Source organism: Bacillus sp. CH_70, assembly GCF_038007045.1.
GTDB classification, from domain to species: Bacteria; Bacillota; Bacilli; order Bacillales; family Bacillaceae_G; genus Bacillus_A; species Bacillus_A cereus.
This window is the reverse complement of sequence record NZ_JBBOWL010000001.1, coordinates 5,181,034-5,198,529: the sequence shown is the minus strand read 5'-3', so window position 1 is coordinate 5,198,529 and position 17,496 is coordinate 5,181,034. Positions and strand designations below refer to the sequence as shown.

Here is a 17,496-nt window from a genome sequence, read left to right as displayed (position 1 = left end):
AATAAAAATAGATGGAAACGTAGCGAGGATTTAAAGGAGGAAAAAATATGAGAATATTGCATATGAATGCAGGAGCAGAAGATGGGGGAGGGAAAACACATATTATTTCACTTCTCGATCAGTTTCCAACTGGTGAAGTAGAATTAGCAGTATTTGAAGATGGAATTGTTGCGAAGGAAGCAAGGGAGTTAGGGATAAAAGTCCATGTGTTTTCACAAAAATCGCGCTATGATTTATCCATTTTAAAGAATATAAGTGAATTTATTAATAAAGAAAAATTTGATGTAGTTCATACACATGGTCCTAGGGCTAATTTCTATGTTTCTTTAATGAAAAAGAGAATAAAGGCAAAATGGGTAACGACTATTCATAGTGATCCATTTCAAGACTTTACTAAACAGGGCTTAAAAGGTTGGATTTTTACGAAATTAAATTTGAAAGCCTTAAAAAATATAGACTTATTTTTCGTTGTAACAAATAGATTGAAAAAAAGCTTGGCAGCATTAGGCATTTCAAATGACAAGATGCATGTTATTTATAATGGAATTGAATACGATCAGGAAAAAGCAGAAGGCTATAATAAAAAAGAAATGTTCAATATTGATGAAGATGTATTTACGGCAATCCAAGTAGCACGATTACATCCCGTCAAAGGACATGAAGTTTTATTCGATGCGTTACAACAAACAAAATTAGAGAAAATTAAAGTATTGTTAGTTGGCGATGGCCCATTAGAAGAAAATCTAAAGTCATTAGCTACTGAAAAAGGGATTAACGATAAAGTAGAGTTTTTAGGACATCGTCAAGATGTAAAACAATTATTTGCGTCGTCACATGTAAATTTATTAACTTCCCATAGTGAAGGGTTCCCACTAGTTTTATTAGAAGCGGCAAACCAACGTGTACCATCAATTGTGACTAGGGCTGGAGAAATTGAGCCATTAATCGTAGATGAAACTTACGGATGGATTGTGCCAACAGGTGATGGAAAGGCATTAGCATTAGCTTTAGAAGAAGCGTATGATAAGTGGAAAACGGGAGAATTAGCAGCAATGGGTAAACATATTTATGAGCATGCTACTATGAACTTCTCACTTCAAAAACTATATGAAGATACAAAAGAAACATATAAGCAATTAATAGCGAAAAACTTGTAATGATAGAGAGGATAGTTAACTATGGCAGTACAAACAGTTGATATTCTAGGCGTTCCTTTTTCTACAATGACAATGGATGAAACGGTCCAATATTTAAAAGAACAACTAGAAGCGGAACGAACTCATACGTTTCAGGTAGTAACAGCAAATCCTGAAATTGTTATGTGCGCAAAAAAGGATGAAAAGTTCTATCAAACATTATTGAATACAGATTTAATTACACCTGATGGTATTGGGGTTGTAAAGGCAAGTGGTATGCTTGGTACACCTTTAAAAGAGCGTGTAGCAGGTTTTGATTTAATGTGTAATTTACTTGCGAAGTTATCAGAAGATAGTAAACCAGTATCTGTTTTCTTATTAGGTGCAAAGCCGCATGTTGTACAAGCTGCAGCAGATCATTTAACAAAGACATATTCAGCTGTATCCATCGCCGGTACACAAGATGGTTATTTTAAACAAGAAGACGAAGAGAATATTATTTCTCGCATTCAAGAAGCAAAACCAGATTTATTACTTGTTGCACTCGGTTTCCCGAGACAAGAGAACTTTATCCAAAACAATAAGCATCGTTTAGAAACGAAAATGGCTGTTGGAGTGGGTGGAAGTTTAGACGTATGGGCTGGAGAAGTAAAACGTGCACCAAAATGGATTCAAGCGATTCATTTAGAGTGGTTTTATAGATTATGCAGTAATCCAACACGCTGGCGTCGTCAGTTAGTATTAGCGGAATTTTTAAAAGAAGTAATGCGTTCGAAAAAGTAGCGAAATATCGCTGCTTTTTTTATTTGTTCATTTTTAATAAATTGAAACTTTAATCAGTGAGGCATCCCTACTGATTATTAGCCCTCACCAATCGGGATAGACGTTTTACTTTTTGGGAATGATGAAGGAGAAATTTTTTACACAAAAGTATTTTACTTATACAATTCACACATGTAAAATGATGTGTAAAGACACCTGTGTAAGGAGGACTTCTAGTGGGTAAGGTAAAAGAAATTTCGAAGCGCAAACTACTTGGTATAGCTGGGCTTGGATGGCTATTTGATGCAATGGATGTTGGAATGCTTTCATTTGTAATGGTAGCCTTGCAAAAGGATTGGGGATTAACGAGCCAGGAAATGGGCTGGATAGGTAGTATTAACTCAATCGGTATGGCAGTAGGAGCGCTTATTTTTGGGATACTATCAGATAAAATAGGGCGAAAATCAGTCTTTATTATTACATTATTATTATTTTCTATCGGTAGTGGTTTAACTGCGTTAACGACGACACTCGCGATGTTTCTCGTTTTACGCTTTGTAATTGGTATGGGGCTTGGCGGAGAGCTTCCGGTTGCCTCTACACTAGTATCAGAGAGTGTTGAAGCACATGAGCGTGGGAAAATTGTTGTGTTATTAGAAAGTTTTTGGGCAGGTGGATGGTTAATTGCAGCTCTTATCTCGTATTTTGTTATTCCGAAATATGGTTGGGAAATTGCGATGGTATTGAGTGCAGTTCCAGCACTATATGCTTTATATTTAAGATGGAATTTACCAGATTCCCCAAGGTTCCAAAAAGTTGAAAAAAGACCATCTGTTATTGAAAATATAAAATCAGTTTGGTCTGAGGAATATCGTAAAGCAACAATTATGCTATGGATTCTATGGTTTTGTGTTGTCTTTTCCTATTATGGAATGTTCCTTTGGTTACCGAGTGTAATGGTGCTAAAAGGGTTTAGTTTAATAAAAAGTTTCCAATACGTACTTATTATGACGTTAGCTCAACTTCCAGGGTATTTCACCGCTGCTTGGTTTATTGAACGTCTCGGTCGTAAATTTGTTTTGGTTACGTATTTAATCGGGACAGCTTGCAGTGCCTATTTGTTTGGGGTTGCGGATTCATTAACAGTATTAATCGTGGCAGGTATGTTACTATCCTTCTTTAACTTAGGTGCTTGGGGAGCATTATACGCCTATACACCTGAGCAGTATCCAACCGTTATTCGTGGTACAGGTGCAGGAATGGCAGCAGCGTTTGGGCGTATTGGTGGTATTCTTGGACCACTATTAGTGGGGTATTTAGTTGCCTCAGAAGCTTCACTATCATTAATATTTACGATTTTCTGCGGATCAATTTTAATTGGTGTATTCGCTGTAGTAATACTTGGACAAGAAACGAAGCAACGAGAATTAGTATAAAGTGAAATTTTAAATGTATGCCTGATCGTTTATTACCCTACACTACTTGGTTCTTTCTAGGCAGTTAATGTAGGATAAAGGGGGAGAGGAAACCGAAGGGGTTTCCTTTTTTCTGTTTTTTTAGATAAATAATGGTATAGTAAGAAAAAGGGATTATTTCTTATAAAAGCGAATGTATACAGCAGGACATATGGACAAAGAATTAGGTGGTTGAAGAAATGAAAATTTTACTGATCATGGAAGAGGCAGAAGAGAGAAGAGAGTTAGCTGAAAATTTCACTGAAAATATGAGAAATGTAGAATGTTTTGAAGCAAAGACAGGAACAGAATCTTTATTTATGATGAAAAAACATATACCAGACTTTGTTTTTTTAAGTTCCAAATTACTAGATGGTACTGGTTTTGAATATGCAAGTTTATTACGAGAAATAAATTGCTATACAAAATTTATTTTTGTAGGTGAAAACATAGAGGAATCTATTACAGCTTTTCGTTTCCAAGCATTTTATTATTTATTACGACCATTTCGTGAAGAAGATTTACAATTTCTTTTATATAAAATAGGTAAAGAACAAGGTGAGAAAGCAAAGAGTTATTTGCGGAAACTACCGATAGAAAGTCAAGAAGGTATACGATATATGCTTCCAGAAGATATCGTATATGTAAGTAAAAATAAAGAAAATAAAACTGTTTCAATTTACACAACGAATAATCAGTATATTTCAACATATACACTTCAGGAATTAGAAAATAAGCTAAATGCATATGATTTTTTACGTGTGCATAAAAGCTATTTAATTAATATGTCATATGTAAAAGAACTGAAACCTTATTATAATGGCACGTATAATTTGTATTTAGATAGGTATGATGAGCAACCGATTCCAGTCAGTCGTAATTATGTAAAACGCCTTCGAAATAACATTGAATTATAGTAGGTAATGAGAGTATTTTAACATGATAAACTGAAAATCCTTCATGATAAGGAGGATTCAAGTTAAATATTCAGAAAATTTAGTACAATCTCCACTAAGAAATAGTATTGGGGGAATTGTATGTGAAGACATTGAAATCAATCTTACTTTGGGGCGTTATTACAGCAGTAGGAGCAGGTGCTTTTGGGGTAATAGCTTTATCACAAGGTGAAACCATTAATGCTGTATGGCTCTTAGTAGCTGCCGTATGTGTATATGCAGTTGCTTATCGTTTTTATAGTAGATTTATAGCGAGAAAGGTTTTTAATTTAGATGATAATCGGCAAACACCAGCCCATACATTAAACGATGGGAAAGACTATGTTCCGACAAATAAGTGGGTATTATTTGGACATCACTTTGCAGCGATTGCTGGGGCGGGACCTTTAGTAGGACCGATTTTAGCAGCACAAATGGGATATTTACCAGGGACCATTTGGATTATTGTTGGGGTAGTTGTTGCGGGGGCTGTCCAAGATTTTGTCATTTTATTTGCTTCGATGAGACGTAATGGTAAATCGTTAGGAGAAATGATTAAGGATGAGATTGGACCTGTTACAGGACTAATTGCAATGATAGGTATTTTAGGAATTATGATTATTTTATTAGCAGTATTAGCGTTAGTCGTAGTAAAGGCACTGATCGGAAGTCCTTGGGGAATGTTTACGATAGCAGCAACGATTCCTATCGCTATTTTAATGGGAGTTTATATGCGCTATATTAGGCCTGGTCGTGTTGGAGAAGGGTCAGTAATTGGTATTATCCTACTTATTTTATCTCTTGTTGGAGGACAGTATGTAGCAGAAAATCCAACACTTGCAAGTATGTTCACATTTAGTGGTGAAACAATTGCTATTATGCTTATTGTATATGGATTTATTGCATCTGCATTACCAGTTTGGATGCTATTAGCACCACGTGATTATTTAAGTACATTTTTAAAAGTTGGAACAATCGTTGGATTGGCGATTGGTATTTTAATTGTAGCACCCAATTTACAAATGCCAGCAGTTTCGCAATTTATTGATGGAACTGGTCCTGTTTTCTCCGGTAATTTATTCCCGTTCTTATTTATTACGATTGCCTGTGGTGCGGTCTCTGGATTCCATGCTCTCGTTTCATCTGGTACAACTCCAAAAATGATTGAGCAAGAGGGACACGCACAGCCAATCGGTTACGGAGCAATGTTAATGGAGTCGTTTGTAGCGGCGATGGCAATGATTGCAGCTTGTGTATTAACGCCAGGAACTTATTTTGCGATTAATAGTCCTGCGGCACTTATTGGTACGGATGTATCACAGGCAGCTCAAGTTATTTCTTCATGGGGATTTGCTATTACACCAAATGAACTAAAAGAACTTGCTGTAAATGTTGGAGAGCAAACAATTTTATCACGTACAGGTGGCGCACCGACGTTAGCAATAGGTATGGCATATATTTTCTCACAAGTAATAGGTGGGACGGCGATGATGGCATTCTGGTATCATTTTGCCATTCTTTTTGAAGCCCTATTTATTTTAACAACGATTGACGCAGGAACGCGTGTAGGACGATTTATGATTCAAGATATTTTAGGGCATGTATATAAGCCTTTTGCGAAAACAGATTCTACATTAGCGAATGTAATAGCTACAACGTTATGTGTATTAGGGTGGGGATATTTCCTATACCAAGGGGTAATAGATCCGCTCGGTGGAATTAATACATTATGGCCGCTTTTCGGTATTGCAAATCAAATGTTAGCGGGTATCGCATTATTACTTGGAACGACAATTTTGTTCAAAATGGGGAAAAAGGCGTACGTTTGGGTAACACTTATTCCAACTGTGGGATTGCTTATTGTAACAATGACAGCTGGTTATCAAAAGCTATTTCATGAAAATCCTAAAATCGGATTTCTATCTCACGCAAAGGTGTTTCAGGGAGCGCTAGATGAAGGGAAAGTGTTAGCACCAGCTAAAAATGTTGCTCAAATGAAGCAAATTATTTTTAATGATTATATCGATGCAGCGCTTTGTGGGATTTTTATGATAGTTGTAATCGCTGTGTTAATTTCAGCACTTCGAATTTGGATACAAGTATTGAGAAATAAGCCAATGCCGTTAAAAGAGGCACCATATATTCCTAGAGATGAAAGTGAGTCGAGGAACTATGCTTAAAAAGCTGTGGCAAGTATGGGGGAAAAGGAAGCGCTTTATTAGTTTGCTCGTTGGGGTACCAAGTTATGAAGTATACGTAGAGCATATGAAAAAGCATCATCCTGAAGAAGAGGTTGTATGTCAAAAGCAATTTTTTGCTGAGGCACAAGAAGCAAGATTTAATGCAAAGGGTGGAAAAATATCACGCTGTTGTTAATGAAAAAGGGCGAGTTTTCGCCCTTTTTATTTTTTTTGCTGTTTCACGTGGAACAGCAAAAAAATAAACAAAAAACTTTGGGAATTATAGGGATTTCGTATACAATAAAGTGAGGAAGGGGATAGATGGAAAAGTAGGGAGATTATTTTATGTTAAGGGACTTATTTGTAAATACAACAATTATTATTTCCTTTATTTTTGTTGGAGGTCAGCTTTTAAGGGATAAACCGTTAAAAGAAGAATTCTCTTTTTTGCAGAAGTGTGTAATCGGTATTTTTACTGGAATATTAGGTGTACTGTTAATGCATTTTGGGGTACACATTGAAGATATTATGTTGGATTTACGTTATTTAGCCGTTATTTTGGCAATTATAGTTGGAGGTCCGGTAGCTAGTAGTATAACAGTTACTATAATTTTAATTACTCGGCTAATTTTTACTGAGTACTCTTTAGCTTCCGAATTGGCTTGCTATACAATTTTACTAAGTGGAATTGGTGTTATCTTTATTGCGAGAATACAAACTTCGATTACGTTAAAGTTAGTATGGTTACACGTATACTGCCTTTCTATTTTGATAGTACCGATGTATATATTATTTAATGATATATCTGTAGTTGTACTATATTTAATTTCAAGTATTACTACAGGTTACATAACATTCGTAAGTACAAACTATGTTTTACAATCCAATGAGTTATTTCAAAAGATGAAACAATACGCAACGATAGATGCATTGACAGGTCTAGGAAACGTAAGACAGTTTGATTTAGAGATGAATCATCATATTAGTAATAAGAACATGAAAAATGATTCGCTTTGTTTACTCCTTATAGATATTGATCACTTTAAGTATGTAAATGATACGTACGGGCATCCTGCAGGGGACGAAGTGTTAAAACAAGTAGGATGTATTTTACGAGAAACTTCACAATTTCCAGATTTGGCTTTTCGAAAGGGGGGAGAGGAGTTTGCGCTTTTGATACCGAATAAGGGATTAGCTTACGGAATTTGTATGGGCGAGCAAATTCGTACAGCTGTTGAAAGTCACCCATTTCAATTGTTAGATGGAACAAAAATAAAAATTACGGTTTCGGTAGGGGTTTCAGAGTATGAAGGGTCATCAGAGCAATTTATTCAAGCGGCGGATGATGCGTTATACTACTCGAAACGAAATGGTAGAAATAAGGTCAGCTCTGCATCTTAAAGATAAGATGACCAGAAGACATAAAGCTTATAAAAAACACTCACAGAGTCAATGTATGAACCTTGTGAGTGTTTTTATTTATATATTAGACAAGTTCTTTTGATACAACGAATTTACGATATGCACCATGGTGAGTTGGACCTACGTATTCGTTAATTTTGAATGAGTAACGAATAGCAGCTGTGATGAATTCTTTAGCAGTTTTTACTGCTTCTTTCACAGGTTTTCCTTTTGCAAGTTCTGCTGTAATTGCAGCAGAATATGTACAACCTGCACCGTGTGTATTGGTTGTATCGATTTTTTCTGATTCTAGAAGTTCGAATGTTTCTCCATCATATAGGACGTCGATTGCAGTTTCCGTACCAAGTTTGCTTCCGCCTTTAATTAGTACGTATTTGGCACCTAAAGCGTGGATTTTCTTCGCTGCTTCTTTCATGTCCTCAAGAGAATTAATTTTCACACCGCTTAATTGGTAAGCTTCAAATAAGTTTGGCGTTACAACTAATGCCTTTGGCACAAGAACGTCACGTAAGCAATCGTTCGTTTCAGGATGTAATGCTTCATCTGCACCTTTACATACCATAACAGGGTCAACTACTACATTTTTGAAATTGTGCTTTTCGATTGTTTCTGCAACCATTTCAATAATTTCTACTGATCCAAGCATACCTGTTTTTAAAGCATCTACGCCAACACCTTCAATTGTTGTTTCTAATTGTGGTTTTAATGTAGAAGCTGGGATTGGAAATACGTTATGTGCCCAACCGTTATGTGGATCCATCGTTACGATTGTTGTAAGAGATGTCATTCCGTATACGCCAAGTTCTTGGAATGTTTTTAAATCTGCTTGTATACCAGCACCGCCACTTGTGTCAGAACCAGCGATAGTAAGTGCTTTATTTAATGTCATTATGAAAGCCCCCTCAAGTGATATAATGAAAACTATGTTTTCACCATTATATCAATGTTACGAATAAGTACAAAGTGAAAAGTAGATGATTTATTTTAAGAGCTATTTAAAATCTTGTATGCAGGAGACTGGGTATGTTTCGAGATAATCGTACAAATGAATTAGTTATATTAAAGGAAATTGCAGAAACATTAAATACATCAAATGATACGTATCATGTATTGCAAGCTGTCCTAGAGAAATTACTAAGTGTGACAGGCTTAACGACAGGATGGATTTTTCTTGCAGATGAAAATGGGAAGTATACGAAGTTGATTGATTACCAATTACCAGAGGCACTTACATATGAAAATAAACGCCCGATGTGCGAAGGTGAGTGTTGGTGTTTACGAGGTTTTGTAGATGGGAAATTAGAGAGAGCCGTTAATATTATTGAATGTAAAAGAATTAATAATGCAATTGAATATAATTGGGGAGATACGGAGGGCATTCTTCATCATGCTACGGTTCCTTTAAAAGCTGGAGGAGAAAAATTTGGGTTGTTAAATGTTGCAAGTCCGGGTAAAACACATTTTTCGGAAGAAGAATTAGTATTACTCCAATCGGTTGCTTTCCAAATTGGTACGGCTTTAAAGCGAACAAAATTATATGAAAATGAAAAAAGAAGAGCACATTATTATGTGAAATTAGAGCGTTTCATTCAAGATTTAAAAACGATTCATAAGTTTAATGTATTACCTGAAAAGGTGGTAAATCACGTAGGTGAAGTATTTCAATGGAATCAAGTAGCGCTTTTTATTAGGGAGGAAAAAGAATTATCTCTGCGAGCGTCTTACGTTCAGGAAGAGTTACAAGAGGATGTAAAAGAGGCGGCCAACAAGGCGTTAGAGCAAGATGAACCAGTTCTAATAAAACATCAAATAGGGCATAATGTGCATCTAAATCAAACTGTTATTGCTACGCCAATACATATTCAAAACCATATATTTGGTGTTTTATGTGTTAGCTTGAATAATGGAGAGTTTGATGCTAATACAATAGATGTAATTCAAGCGCTATCAAACCATGTTTCGTTAATAATAGAGAATTTGAGGTTAAACGAGCAGCGCCGTGAACTTGTACGAATGGAAGAAAGAAACCGATTAGCAAGAGATTTACATGATTCTGTTTCGCAAAAATTATTTTCATTAACCTTCATGACAAAAGGCGCCGAGGCAGTTTTAAAAGGTAAAAATGAAAAGGTAGATCAATCTTTGCATGAGATGCGTGAACTTGCACAAGGAGCTTTGAAAGAAATGAGGACATTAATTTGGCAGCTTCGTCCGGCAGGATTAGAAAAAGGATTATTGCCAGCTCTAAAGCAGTACGGTGAAAATTTGGGGCTGAAAATTAGGGAGCAAGTTACGGGTGTTCGTGATTTACCTCGTGTAGTAGAAGAAGCTTTATGGCGCATTGGCCAAGAAGCACTGAACAATGTAAGTAAGCATGCAGGTGTAAAAGAAGCGACGATTTATTTTACAGTGAATGAGAAAAATGTATCATTAGAAATAGTTGATCAAGGAAAGGGCTTTGTGGAAAAGAATATAAAAGAAAAGAAATCACTAGGTATGACTACGATGCGTGAAAGAGTAGAATTAGTTGGTGGAACAATTAAAATTGTAAGTAGTAATAAACGAACGAGCGTAAAAGTAAATGTACCATTATGATGTGAAAATGAGGGAAGTTTGTGAAAATAAAAGTATTGTTAGTTGATGATCATACAGTTGTTTTAAAAGGATTAGCGTTTTTCTTAAGTACACAGGAAGATTTAGATTTAGTTGGAGAAGCGAATAATGGGAAAGAAGCGTTAGTGAAAGTAGGAGAAACAAATCCTGATGTTATATTAATGGATTTATATATGCCTGAAATGGATGGTGTTGAGGCGACGGCATATATTAAAAAAGAGTATCCAAATGTGAAAGTAATTGTATTAACTAGCTTTTCTGATCAGGCGCATGTGTTACCTGCATTACGGGCTGGAGCAAGTGGGTATATTTTAAAAGATGTAGAACCGGATCAGCTTGTTGAGGCTATTCGAAGTGCATATAAAGGTAATATTCAATTACATCCGGATATAGCAAATGCTCTTCTCTCTCAAACATTACCTGTAGAAGAAAAGGAAGAAGAACATTCTATTCAAGTGGATGTGCTAACAGCGAGAGAAAATGAGGTGTTGCAACTATTAGCAAAAGGGATGAGCAATAAGGAAATTGCATCTGTTTTAGTTATTACAGAAAAGACGGTTAAGGCGCATGTAAGTAGCATTTTGAGTAAATTAAATTTATCCGATCGTACGCAAGCGGCGTTATATGCAGTGAAAAATGGAATTGTATAAGACAAAAGTCGTAAGACCTAGTTCGCCTTTAGAAGGTGGACTTTTTTTATGGAAAAATACGTCTATGTGAGGACGAAATTGTCTTGATATAAAGATAAAATATGTTTGTAAGCAACAAAACAACAATTACAAGGGATACCTTTTTTGAAAGCATATAACAACATAAGAGTGAGTACTAGGAGGAAGAAATAATGGCAACAGTTTTATTCGTTAAAGCAAACAACCGTCCAGCGGAACAAGCAGTTAGTGTAAAATTATATGAGGCATTTTTAGCAAACTATAAAGAAGCACACCCAAATGATACAGTAGTAGAACTGGATTTATATAAAGAAGAATTACCATATGTAGGTGTAGACATGATCAATGGTACATTCAAGGCAGGTAAAGGATTTGATTTAACAGAAGAAGAGGCAAAAGCAGTAGCAGTTGCTGATAAGTATTTAAATCAATTCCTAGAAGCTGATAAAGTTGTTTTCGGCTTCCCATTATGGAACTTAACGATTCCAGCGGTGCTACACACATATATTGATTATTTAAACCGTGCTGGTAAAACGTTCAAATACACGCCAGAGGGTCCAGTTGGCCTAATCGGTGATAAGAAGATTGCATTATTAAATGCACGAGGCGGCGTATATTCAGAAGGTCCAGCAGCTGAGGTAGAAATGGCTGTTAAATATGTAGCAAGTATGATGGGCTTCTTCGGCGCAACAAACATGGAAACAGTAATTATTGAAGGACATAACCAATTCCCAGATAAAGCAGAAGAAATCATTGCTACAGGTCTTGAAGAAGCAGCTAAAGTAGCAAGTAAATTTTAATTAAAATTATAATCGTCACTCGAAAAAACAGCATTAACATGTAAACGTTAATGCTGTTTTTTTTATATTTTTAGTTCATCAGCAAGTTTTTTTAATTGAATTCGATCTCGTATGTAATAGGTTCTTCCGTCTTTTTTTAAGTAATTTTGTTGGCAAAACTGATTTAATACATATAAAAGATGACGGTAGCTGATATTTAAATATTCCGAGGCCTCAGTATGCTTTTCTATATAACAATTATTTTGTTCTGTTAATAAAATAAAAGCAGCTAATCGATTTTCAAAAGGATAACTATAGTTTTTTGCGTAATTTTCAGTGCGAGTAATTGTCTTTTCTCCAATAAATTTGCATAAGTGCTGTAAAAACGTTGCATCTTGTAATAAAATTTGCTGACAATCTTTAAGAGGAAGTGCCAAACAAACACAATCTTCTAGTACTTCAACGGACTTAGTAATATTTTCTACTCCTATTAATCCTAATTCCCCGATAAATGATGGTGCTTGAATAAAATTAATTAATGAAACCTTCCCGTTTTTATGACTCATATATATTTTTGCCTTCCCAGAAATTAAGTAATAGAGATAAGGGAGAGCATTTCCTTCGCTACATATCATCTCTTTCGTTTGAAAAGAATGCAGCTCTACATATGGCAAGACATGAAATGAAAATAGGGTATGGAATTGATGGATTTGCATGTATTGATAAATTTCTTCCTCATTTTTGCTGATTTTCATATTTTCACCCCTATGTATAGTATGAGATATCTCCTATTATCTTTACAAGAAGGAATGATACGATTTATGTAAATTTGTTTTTGTAGAAAAGAGAGTGTGATGAATTTATGAAAAAATATAAAACATTGCTATTTGATGTAGATGATACATTATTAGATTTCCAAAAGGCTGAAAAAATGGCTTTACGGGTGCTTTTTGAAGAGAAGGGAATCTCTTTAACAGACGAGATAGAGGCTCGTTATAAAAAAATAAATAAAGGTCTTTGGGATGCTTTTGAAAAAGGTGAACTATCACGCAATGAAGTTATAAATACACGATTCTCTCTGTTGTTTCAAGAGTATGGAGAAGAAGTAGACGGAATATTATTCGAAAATAATTACCGTAACTACTTAGAAGAAGGAAATCAACTCATGCAAGGTGCGTTTGAATTTATAAATCAAATTCAAGGGGAGTATGAGTTGTATATAGTGACAAATGGTGTTTCTAAGACGCAAGATAAACGTTTGCGTAATGCAGGGTTACATTCATTGTTTAAAGATGTTTTTGTTTCAGAAGATACAGGTTTTCAAAAGCCGATGAAAGAGTATTTTGATTATGTTTTTGAACGGATTCCTAACTTTGCACCTGAAGAAGGGCTGATTATTGGTGATTCATTAAGCGCTGATATTAAAGGTGGATATGTAGCGGGAATTGATACTTGTTGGTTTAATCCAGAAAGGAAATTAAATGATAGTGGGATTATACCGACATATGAAGTGCATAATTTTGAGGAGTTAGAAGCGTTATTAAAGCAGCATGTGTAATAAAAAAATAGGCAGTGGAGCTTTCGTCCCCACTGCCTATTTTTATTAATTTTTATTTTCGTTATGTTTTGGGAGTGGAAAGGCATTCCCAATAGCAGCTGCACCAAGCATTGGCAATAGTAAATTAAGCGGGAAAAACATAAGTAATAGCAATGTAATAGCTATTGGCTTTCGTAACGCATAGCTCGAAATTGCTGTCGTTACGATAGCAACGGATGCTACTGGATCTATAGGAAGAATAGATGCTATAGCGTATCCAATACTTGATCCGGAAAATATAATTGGGAATATATGTCCACCCCGCCACCCTGTGTTCAAACAAACGGCAGTAATACACAACTTTAAAATCCCTGAAAGAAGTAGTATCCAAAAAGATAAATGGCTCCATTCAACAACTAACTCTTTTAATTGATGTTCCCCTGAAAATAATGTGTACGGAAGAAAAGTTCCTGCAATTCCTAATAAAATGCCACCGATAATTCCGAGTGTCAGCTTGTATTCCCTAAAAGGGTGAATTAACTTCTCTAAAGTGAATTCTAACTTGAAATAAAAGAAACCAACTATAGCACCGATACTAGCAAGTGGAAGAAATGCGATCCATTCATTGAAAGAAAGTGCACCTTCCCCGAAATCAACAATAAAGGATCCACGATTATCGAGTTTACTCAGTAGTAAATAAACAGAAAAACCTGCGAAAGTAGTAGCTAAGTATACAATTGCCTTTTTTCCTTTAGAAAAAGCAGCAATTTGTTCCCCCTCATTTTCATTCGGTGCTAAATAACCGAATAATGGTGCGTTAAAAATGACACTTAAAGTAGCGCCAATTCCAATCTCGGTTAGCTCATTCATACCCTTTAAGGCAAATTTAAAGCGATCCCCTACCCATGTGCACAGTCCGCCTATAATTCCAACTAGTGCGGCTTCTGGACCAAGACTAGCTCCGAAAATTAAAACAATAATCGCTGTTAAAGTAGCCTGATGGACAAAGCGATATTCGATTCGACCAGTTTTTTGATATTCAGTCATCACTTCAGGCATAAGGCGTGGATATATACCGAAATATTTTTGTGATAGACCAACGAGGACCCCGCCAATTATTGTTACGCAAAGGGTGTAATAAGAGGGATAAGAGAGAACTTCAGGCAAGTATCCCCAAATAAAGTGGATTCCAATATTTATTGTGACTAAAAATAACCAGACTGTAGCTCCTACTATAGATCCTAGAAGAATGCCATATAGAGCAAGTATGTACTGCATATCTTTTTTATTTGTCATGTTATACCTCCGTTATGTAAATCTCAGTAGGGAAAAAGTGAAATATACTAGTGGAAAATGGATTGAATATATATAGTATCTTTTTGAGAGGACCGCCTATTCAACATATAGGCTGAATTTTAGAGAATTTGAATTTATAGGTTAAATTACTTATTTAATTTTATAGACTGATTTGAGTTTTTTAAAGGTCTTTTTTGAAATAGACTAGAATATATTTCTTTTGTTGCTTTATATGAAACTGTTAACATTTATTTTAGAACATTCAGAAAAACTGTTTGACATTAGGAAATTATTGCTATAAAATCAACGGTAATTGCATAGTCTTATCAAGAAAAGGTGGAGGGACAGGCCCGATGAAACCTTGGCAACAGCCGTATAACGGAATTGTGCCAAATCCTGCAGGTAGTAATCCTGAGAGATAAGAAAGAGCCTTTAGAGCGTGTTTTCAAACTGCTCCTTTCTTGTTTTCAGGAAAGGGGCAGTTTTTTATTTTGTATAAAAGAAAGGAGAATGAGAGATGGGAGAATCATGGGGAAAAGGAACGATTTGTGTGCAAGGTGGCTATACGCCAAAGAATGGTGAACCACGTGTTTTACCACTTTATCAAAGCACAACGTATAAATACGATACTTCGGATGATTTAGCAGCTCTATTTAACTTAGAGGCAGAAGGATATATTTATACGCGTATTGGAAACCCTACTCTAGCCGCATTTGAGCAGAAGTTATCAGATTTAGAAGGCGGTGTAGGAGCTGTTGCAACGGCTTCTGGGCAAGCAGCTATTATGCTCGCAGTTTTAAATATTTGTAGTAGTGGGGATCATTTACTTTGCTCTTCAACTGTTTACGGGGGAACGTTTAATTTATTTGGGGTGAGTTTACGTAAGCTTGGCATTGATGTTACGTTCTTTAATCCAAATTTAACGGCAGATGAAATTACGGCACTTGCTAACGATAAGACGAAACTTATCTATGCAGAATCATTAGGAAATCCAGCGATGAATGTTTTAAATTTCAAAGAATTTTCAGCTGCCGCTAAAGAATTAGAGGTACCTTTTATCGTTGATAATACATTAGCAACTCCTTATTTATGCCAAGCGTTTGAATATGGGGCAAATATTATTGTTCATTCTACGACTAAATATATCGATGGGCATGCGAGCTCTTTAGGTGGTATTGTAATTGACGGTGGAAACTTTGATTGGACAAATGGAAAATATCCTGAGCTTGTTGAACCAGATCCAAGTTATCACGGTGTAAGTTACGTTCAAAACTTTGGTGCAGCAGCATATATTGTGAAAGCACGTGTTCAACTATTAAGAGATTATGGAAATTGTATGAGCCCATTCAATGCATATATTAGCAATATTGGCTTAGAGACTTTGCATTTACGAATGGAGCGTCATAGCGAAAATGCTCTGGCAGTTGCTAAGTGGCTTGCTAATCATGAACGTATTGAATGGGTGAATTATCCGGGATTAGATAGTAATGAAAATTACTCGTTAGCACAAAAGTATTTGAAAAAAGGTGCTAGTGGGGTTTTAACATTTGGTATTAAAGGGGGATTAGAAGCAGCAAAAGAATTTATCGCAAATGTAAAACTAGCAACTCTTGTAACGCACGTAGCTGATGCACGAACTTGCGTTATACATCCCGCTAGTACGACGCATAGACAATTAAATGCTGAAGATCAGCGTTTAGCTGGTGTTACATCTGATTTAATTCGTTTATCGGTTGGTATAGAAGATGTTTCTGATATTATTGCAGATTTGGAAGCAGCTCTAGTTGGAGGCAAAACACATGCCGATCATAATTGATAAAGATTTACCGGCTCGCAAAGTGTTGCAAAAAGAAAATATTTTTGTAATGACGAAGGAGCGGGCAGAAACACAAGATATACGCGCTTTGAAAATTGCTATATTAAATTTAATGCCAACGAAGCAAGATACAGAGGCACAATTACTTCGCTTAATTGGAAACACACCGTTGCAATTAGATGTTCATTTACTTCATATGGAATCACATCTGTCTCGTAATGTAGCGCAGGACCATTTAACGAGCTTTTATAAAACGTTTCGTGATATTGAAAATGAAAAATTTGATGGGCTCATTATTACAGGAGCACCAGTTGAAACTCTTTCTTTTGAAGAAGTAGATTATTGGGAAGAGCTTAAACGTATTATGGAGTATTCAAAAACGAATGTAACATCTACGCTCCATATTTGCTGGGGGGCACAGGCTGGTTTGTACTATCATTATGGTGTTCCAAAGTATCCCCTTAAGGAAAAAATGTTCGGTGTATTTGAACATGAGGTTTGCGAGCAACATGTGAAATTGTTACAAGGATTTGATGAATTGTTTTTTGCTCCGCATTCTCGTCATACAGAAGTACGAGAGAATGATATTAGAGAAGTGAAAGAATTAACATTGTTAGCAAACTCTGAAGAAGCAGGTGTTCACCTTGTTATTGGGCCAGAAGGAAGGCAAGTTTTTGCCCTTGGACATAGCGAATATAGTTGTGAGACGTTAAAACAAGAATACGAACGAGATCGTGACAAGGGATTAAATATTGATGTGCCAAAAAACTATTTTAAACATAATAATCCAGATGAAAAGCCGCTTGTTAGGTGGAGGAGTCATGGTAATTTATTGTTTTCTAATTGGTTGAATTATTACGTGTATCAAGAAACCCCTTATATATTGTAAAGAAAGATT

At 35.7% G+C, this 17,496-nt stretch carries 16 protein-coding genes and 1 riboswitch; of the genes, 13 read left to right on the top strand and 3 right to left on the bottom strand.

Features of this window, described 5'->3' with window-relative positions:
• Window positions 1–47 precede the first annotated feature (47 nt).
• The 7 genes from N2V79_RS26605 (at window position 48) to N2V79_RS26575 (ending at window position 7,868) form a co-directional block, all read left to right on the top strand.
• Window positions 48–1,157: a glycosyltransferase family 4 protein gene (locus N2V79_RS26605; RefSeq protein ID WP_053563282.1), complete on the top strand. Its 1,110-nt coding sequence runs from the start codon at window positions 48–50 to the stop codon at window positions 1,155–1,157.
• A gap of 21 nt (window positions 1,158–1,178) precedes the next feature.
• Window positions 1,179–1,919 carry a WecB/TagA/CpsF family glycosyltransferase gene (locus N2V79_RS26600; protein ID WP_000290751.1) on the top strand — a complete coding sequence of 247 codons (741 nt, stop codon included), beginning with the start codon at window positions 1,179–1,181 and terminating at the stop codon, window positions 1,917–1,919.
• Window positions 1,920–2,134: 215 nt separating this feature from the next.
• Entirely contained in the window at window positions 2,135–3,334 is a 1,200-nt protein-coding gene (locus tag N2V79_RS26595; protein WP_340720329.1) for an MFS transporter, read from the top strand.
• Between the two features lie 218 nt (window positions 3,335–3,552).
• On the top strand, window positions 3,553–4,269 hold the full coding sequence (locus N2V79_RS26590; protein WP_000698259.1) for a LytR/AlgR family response regulator transcription factor: 717 nt from the start codon (window positions 3,553–3,555) through the stop codon (window positions 4,267–4,269).
• A gap of 122 nt (window positions 4,270–4,391) precedes the next feature.
• Window positions 4,392–6,467, top strand: coding sequence for a carbon starvation protein CstA (gene cstA, locus N2V79_RS26585; RefSeq protein ID WP_023523603.1), 2,076 nt, complete (start codon window positions 4,392–4,394; stop codon window positions 6,465–6,467).
• Window positions 6,460–6,663, top strand: coding sequence for a YbdD/YjiX family protein (locus N2V79_RS26580; RefSeq protein ID WP_023523602.1), 204 nt, complete (start codon window positions 6,460–6,462; stop codon window positions 6,661–6,663). Before cstA ends, N2V79_RS26580 begins: the two co-directional genes overlap by 8 nt.
• A 149-nt stretch (window positions 6,664–6,812) precedes the next feature.
• Complete coding sequence (locus N2V79_RS26575) at window positions 6,813–7,868, top strand: GGDEF domain-containing protein (protein WP_000942875.1); 1,056 nt, start codon at window positions 6,813–6,815, stop codon at window positions 7,866–7,868.
• Between the two features lie 85 nt (window positions 7,869–7,953).
• On the opposite strand, the gene pdxK is transcribed toward N2V79_RS26575, so the two are convergent.
• Window positions 7,954–8,778: a pyridoxine/pyridoxal/pyridoxamine kinase gene (gene pdxK, locus N2V79_RS26570; RefSeq protein ID WP_000174259.1), complete on the bottom strand. Its 825-nt coding sequence runs from the start codon at window positions 8,776–8,778 to the stop codon at window positions 7,954–7,956.
• 134 nt (window positions 8,779–8,912) lie between these two features.
• On the opposite strand from pdxK, the gene N2V79_RS26565 reads away from it, so the two are divergent.
• The 3 genes from N2V79_RS26565 (at window position 8,913) to N2V79_RS26555 (ending at window position 11,970) form a co-directional block, all read left to right on the top strand.
• Window positions 8,913–10,484 (top strand): GAF domain-containing sensor histidine kinase, encoded by a 1,572-nt coding sequence (locus tag N2V79_RS26565; RefSeq protein ID WP_000488131.1) that lies wholly within the window; start codon window positions 8,913–8,915, stop codon window positions 10,482–10,484.
• 20 nt (window positions 10,485–10,504) lie between these two features.
• A complete protein-coding gene (locus tag N2V79_RS26560) occupies window positions 10,505–11,152 on the top strand; it encodes a response regulator (protein WP_063549203.1) in 648 nt (215 codons plus the stop codon).
• A 191-nt stretch (window positions 11,153–11,343) separates the two neighbouring features.
• Window positions 11,344–11,970 carry an FMN-dependent NADH-azoreductase gene (locus tag N2V79_RS26555; RefSeq protein ID WP_000246722.1) on the top strand — a complete coding sequence of 209 codons (627 nt, stop codon included), beginning with the start codon at window positions 11,344–11,346 and terminating at the stop codon, window positions 11,968–11,970.
• A gap of 62 nt (window positions 11,971–12,032) precedes the next feature.
• Here the strand turns inward: N2V79_RS26555 and N2V79_RS26550 are convergent, their stop codons facing one another.
• Window positions 12,033–12,704, bottom strand: a complete 672-nt coding sequence (locus N2V79_RS26550) for a transcriptional regulator YeiL (protein WP_340720328.1) — start codon at window positions 12,702–12,704, stop codon at window positions 12,033–12,035.
• 107 nt (window positions 12,705–12,811) lie between these two features.
• Between N2V79_RS26550 and N2V79_RS26545 the strand changes: the two genes are divergently transcribed.
• Window positions 12,812–13,507, top strand: coding sequence for a YjjG family noncanonical pyrimidine nucleotidase (locus N2V79_RS26545; RefSeq protein ID WP_090978327.1), 696 nt, complete (start codon window positions 12,812–12,814; stop codon window positions 13,505–13,507).
• Window positions 13,508–13,552: 45 nt separating this feature from the next.
• Here the strand turns inward: N2V79_RS26545 and N2V79_RS26540 are convergent, their stop codons facing one another.
• Window positions 13,553–14,782, bottom strand: coding sequence for a chloride channel protein (locus N2V79_RS26540; protein ID WP_197233876.1), 1,230 nt, complete (start codon window positions 14,780–14,782; stop codon window positions 13,553–13,555).
• Window positions 14,783–15,102: 320 nt separating this feature from the next.
• Window positions 15,103–15,207, top strand: a riboswitch (SAM riboswitch).
• A 92-nt stretch (window positions 15,208–15,299) separates the two neighbouring features.
• On the opposite strand from N2V79_RS26540, the gene N2V79_RS26535 reads away from it, so the two are divergent.
• Together N2V79_RS26535 and metA are read left to right on the top strand one after the other, a co-directional pair.
• Complete coding sequence (locus tag N2V79_RS26535) at window positions 15,300–16,598, top strand: bifunctional O-acetylhomoserine aminocarboxypropyltransferase/cysteine synthase (protein WP_000504786.1); 1,299 nt, start codon at window positions 15,300–15,302, stop codon at window positions 16,596–16,598.
• Entirely contained in the window at window positions 16,582–17,487 is a 906-nt protein-coding gene (gene metA, locus N2V79_RS26530; protein WP_001121531.1) for a homoserine O-acetyltransferase MetA, read from the top strand. Before N2V79_RS26535 ends, metA begins: the two co-directional genes overlap by 17 nt.
• Window positions 17,488–17,496 lie beyond the last annotated feature (9 nt).

What these genes read in the sequence shown, in the direction of transcription:
- N2V79_RS26590 (WP_000698259.1), top strand. Translation starts at nt 3,553, where the DNA reads ATGAAAATTTTACTGATCATGGAAGAGGCAGAAGAGAGAAGAGAGTTA.
- N2V79_RS26535 (WP_000504786.1), top strand. Translation starts at nt 15,300, where the DNA reads ATGGGAGAATCATGGGGAAAAGGAACGATTTGTGTGCAAGGTGGCTAT.
- N2V79_RS26605 (WP_053563282.1), top strand. Translation starts at nt 48, where the DNA reads ATGAGAATATTGCATATGAATGCAGGAGCAGAAGATGGGGGAGGGAAA.
- N2V79_RS26575 (WP_000942875.1), top strand. Translation starts at nt 6,813, where the DNA reads ATGTTAAGGGACTTATTTGTAAATACAACAATTATTATTTCCTTTATT.
- pdxK (WP_000174259.1), bottom strand. Translation starts at nt 8,778, where the DNA reads ATGACATTAAATAAAGCACTTACTATCGCTGGTTCTGACACAAGTGGC.
- N2V79_RS26555 (WP_000246722.1), top strand. Translation starts at nt 11,344, where the DNA reads ATGGCAACAGTTTTATTCGTTAAAGCAAACAACCGTCCAGCGGAACAA.
- N2V79_RS26540 (WP_197233876.1), bottom strand. Translation starts at nt 14,782, where the DNA reads ATGACAAATAAAAAAGATATGCAGTACATACTTGCTCTATATGGCATT.
- N2V79_RS26550 (WP_340720328.1), bottom strand. Translation starts at nt 12,704, where the DNA reads ATGAAAATCAGCAAAAATGAGGAAGAAATTTATCAATACATGCAAATC.
- N2V79_RS26600 (WP_000290751.1), top strand. Translation starts at nt 1,179, where the DNA reads ATGGCAGTACAAACAGTTGATATTCTAGGCGTTCCTTTTTCTACAATG.
- N2V79_RS26565 (WP_000488131.1), top strand. Translation starts at nt 8,913, where the DNA reads ATGTTTCGAGATAATCGTACAAATGAATTAGTTATATTAAAGGAAATT.
- N2V79_RS26545 (WP_090978327.1), top strand. Translation starts at nt 12,812, where the DNA reads ATGAAAAAATATAAAACATTGCTATTTGATGTAGATGATACATTATTA.
- N2V79_RS26580 (WP_023523602.1), top strand. Translation starts at nt 6,460, where the DNA reads ATGCTTAAAAAGCTGTGGCAAGTATGGGGGAAAAGGAAGCGCTTTATT.
- metA (WP_001121531.1), top strand. Translation starts at nt 16,582, where the DNA reads ATGCCGATCATAATTGATAAAGATTTACCGGCTCGCAAAGTGTTGCAA.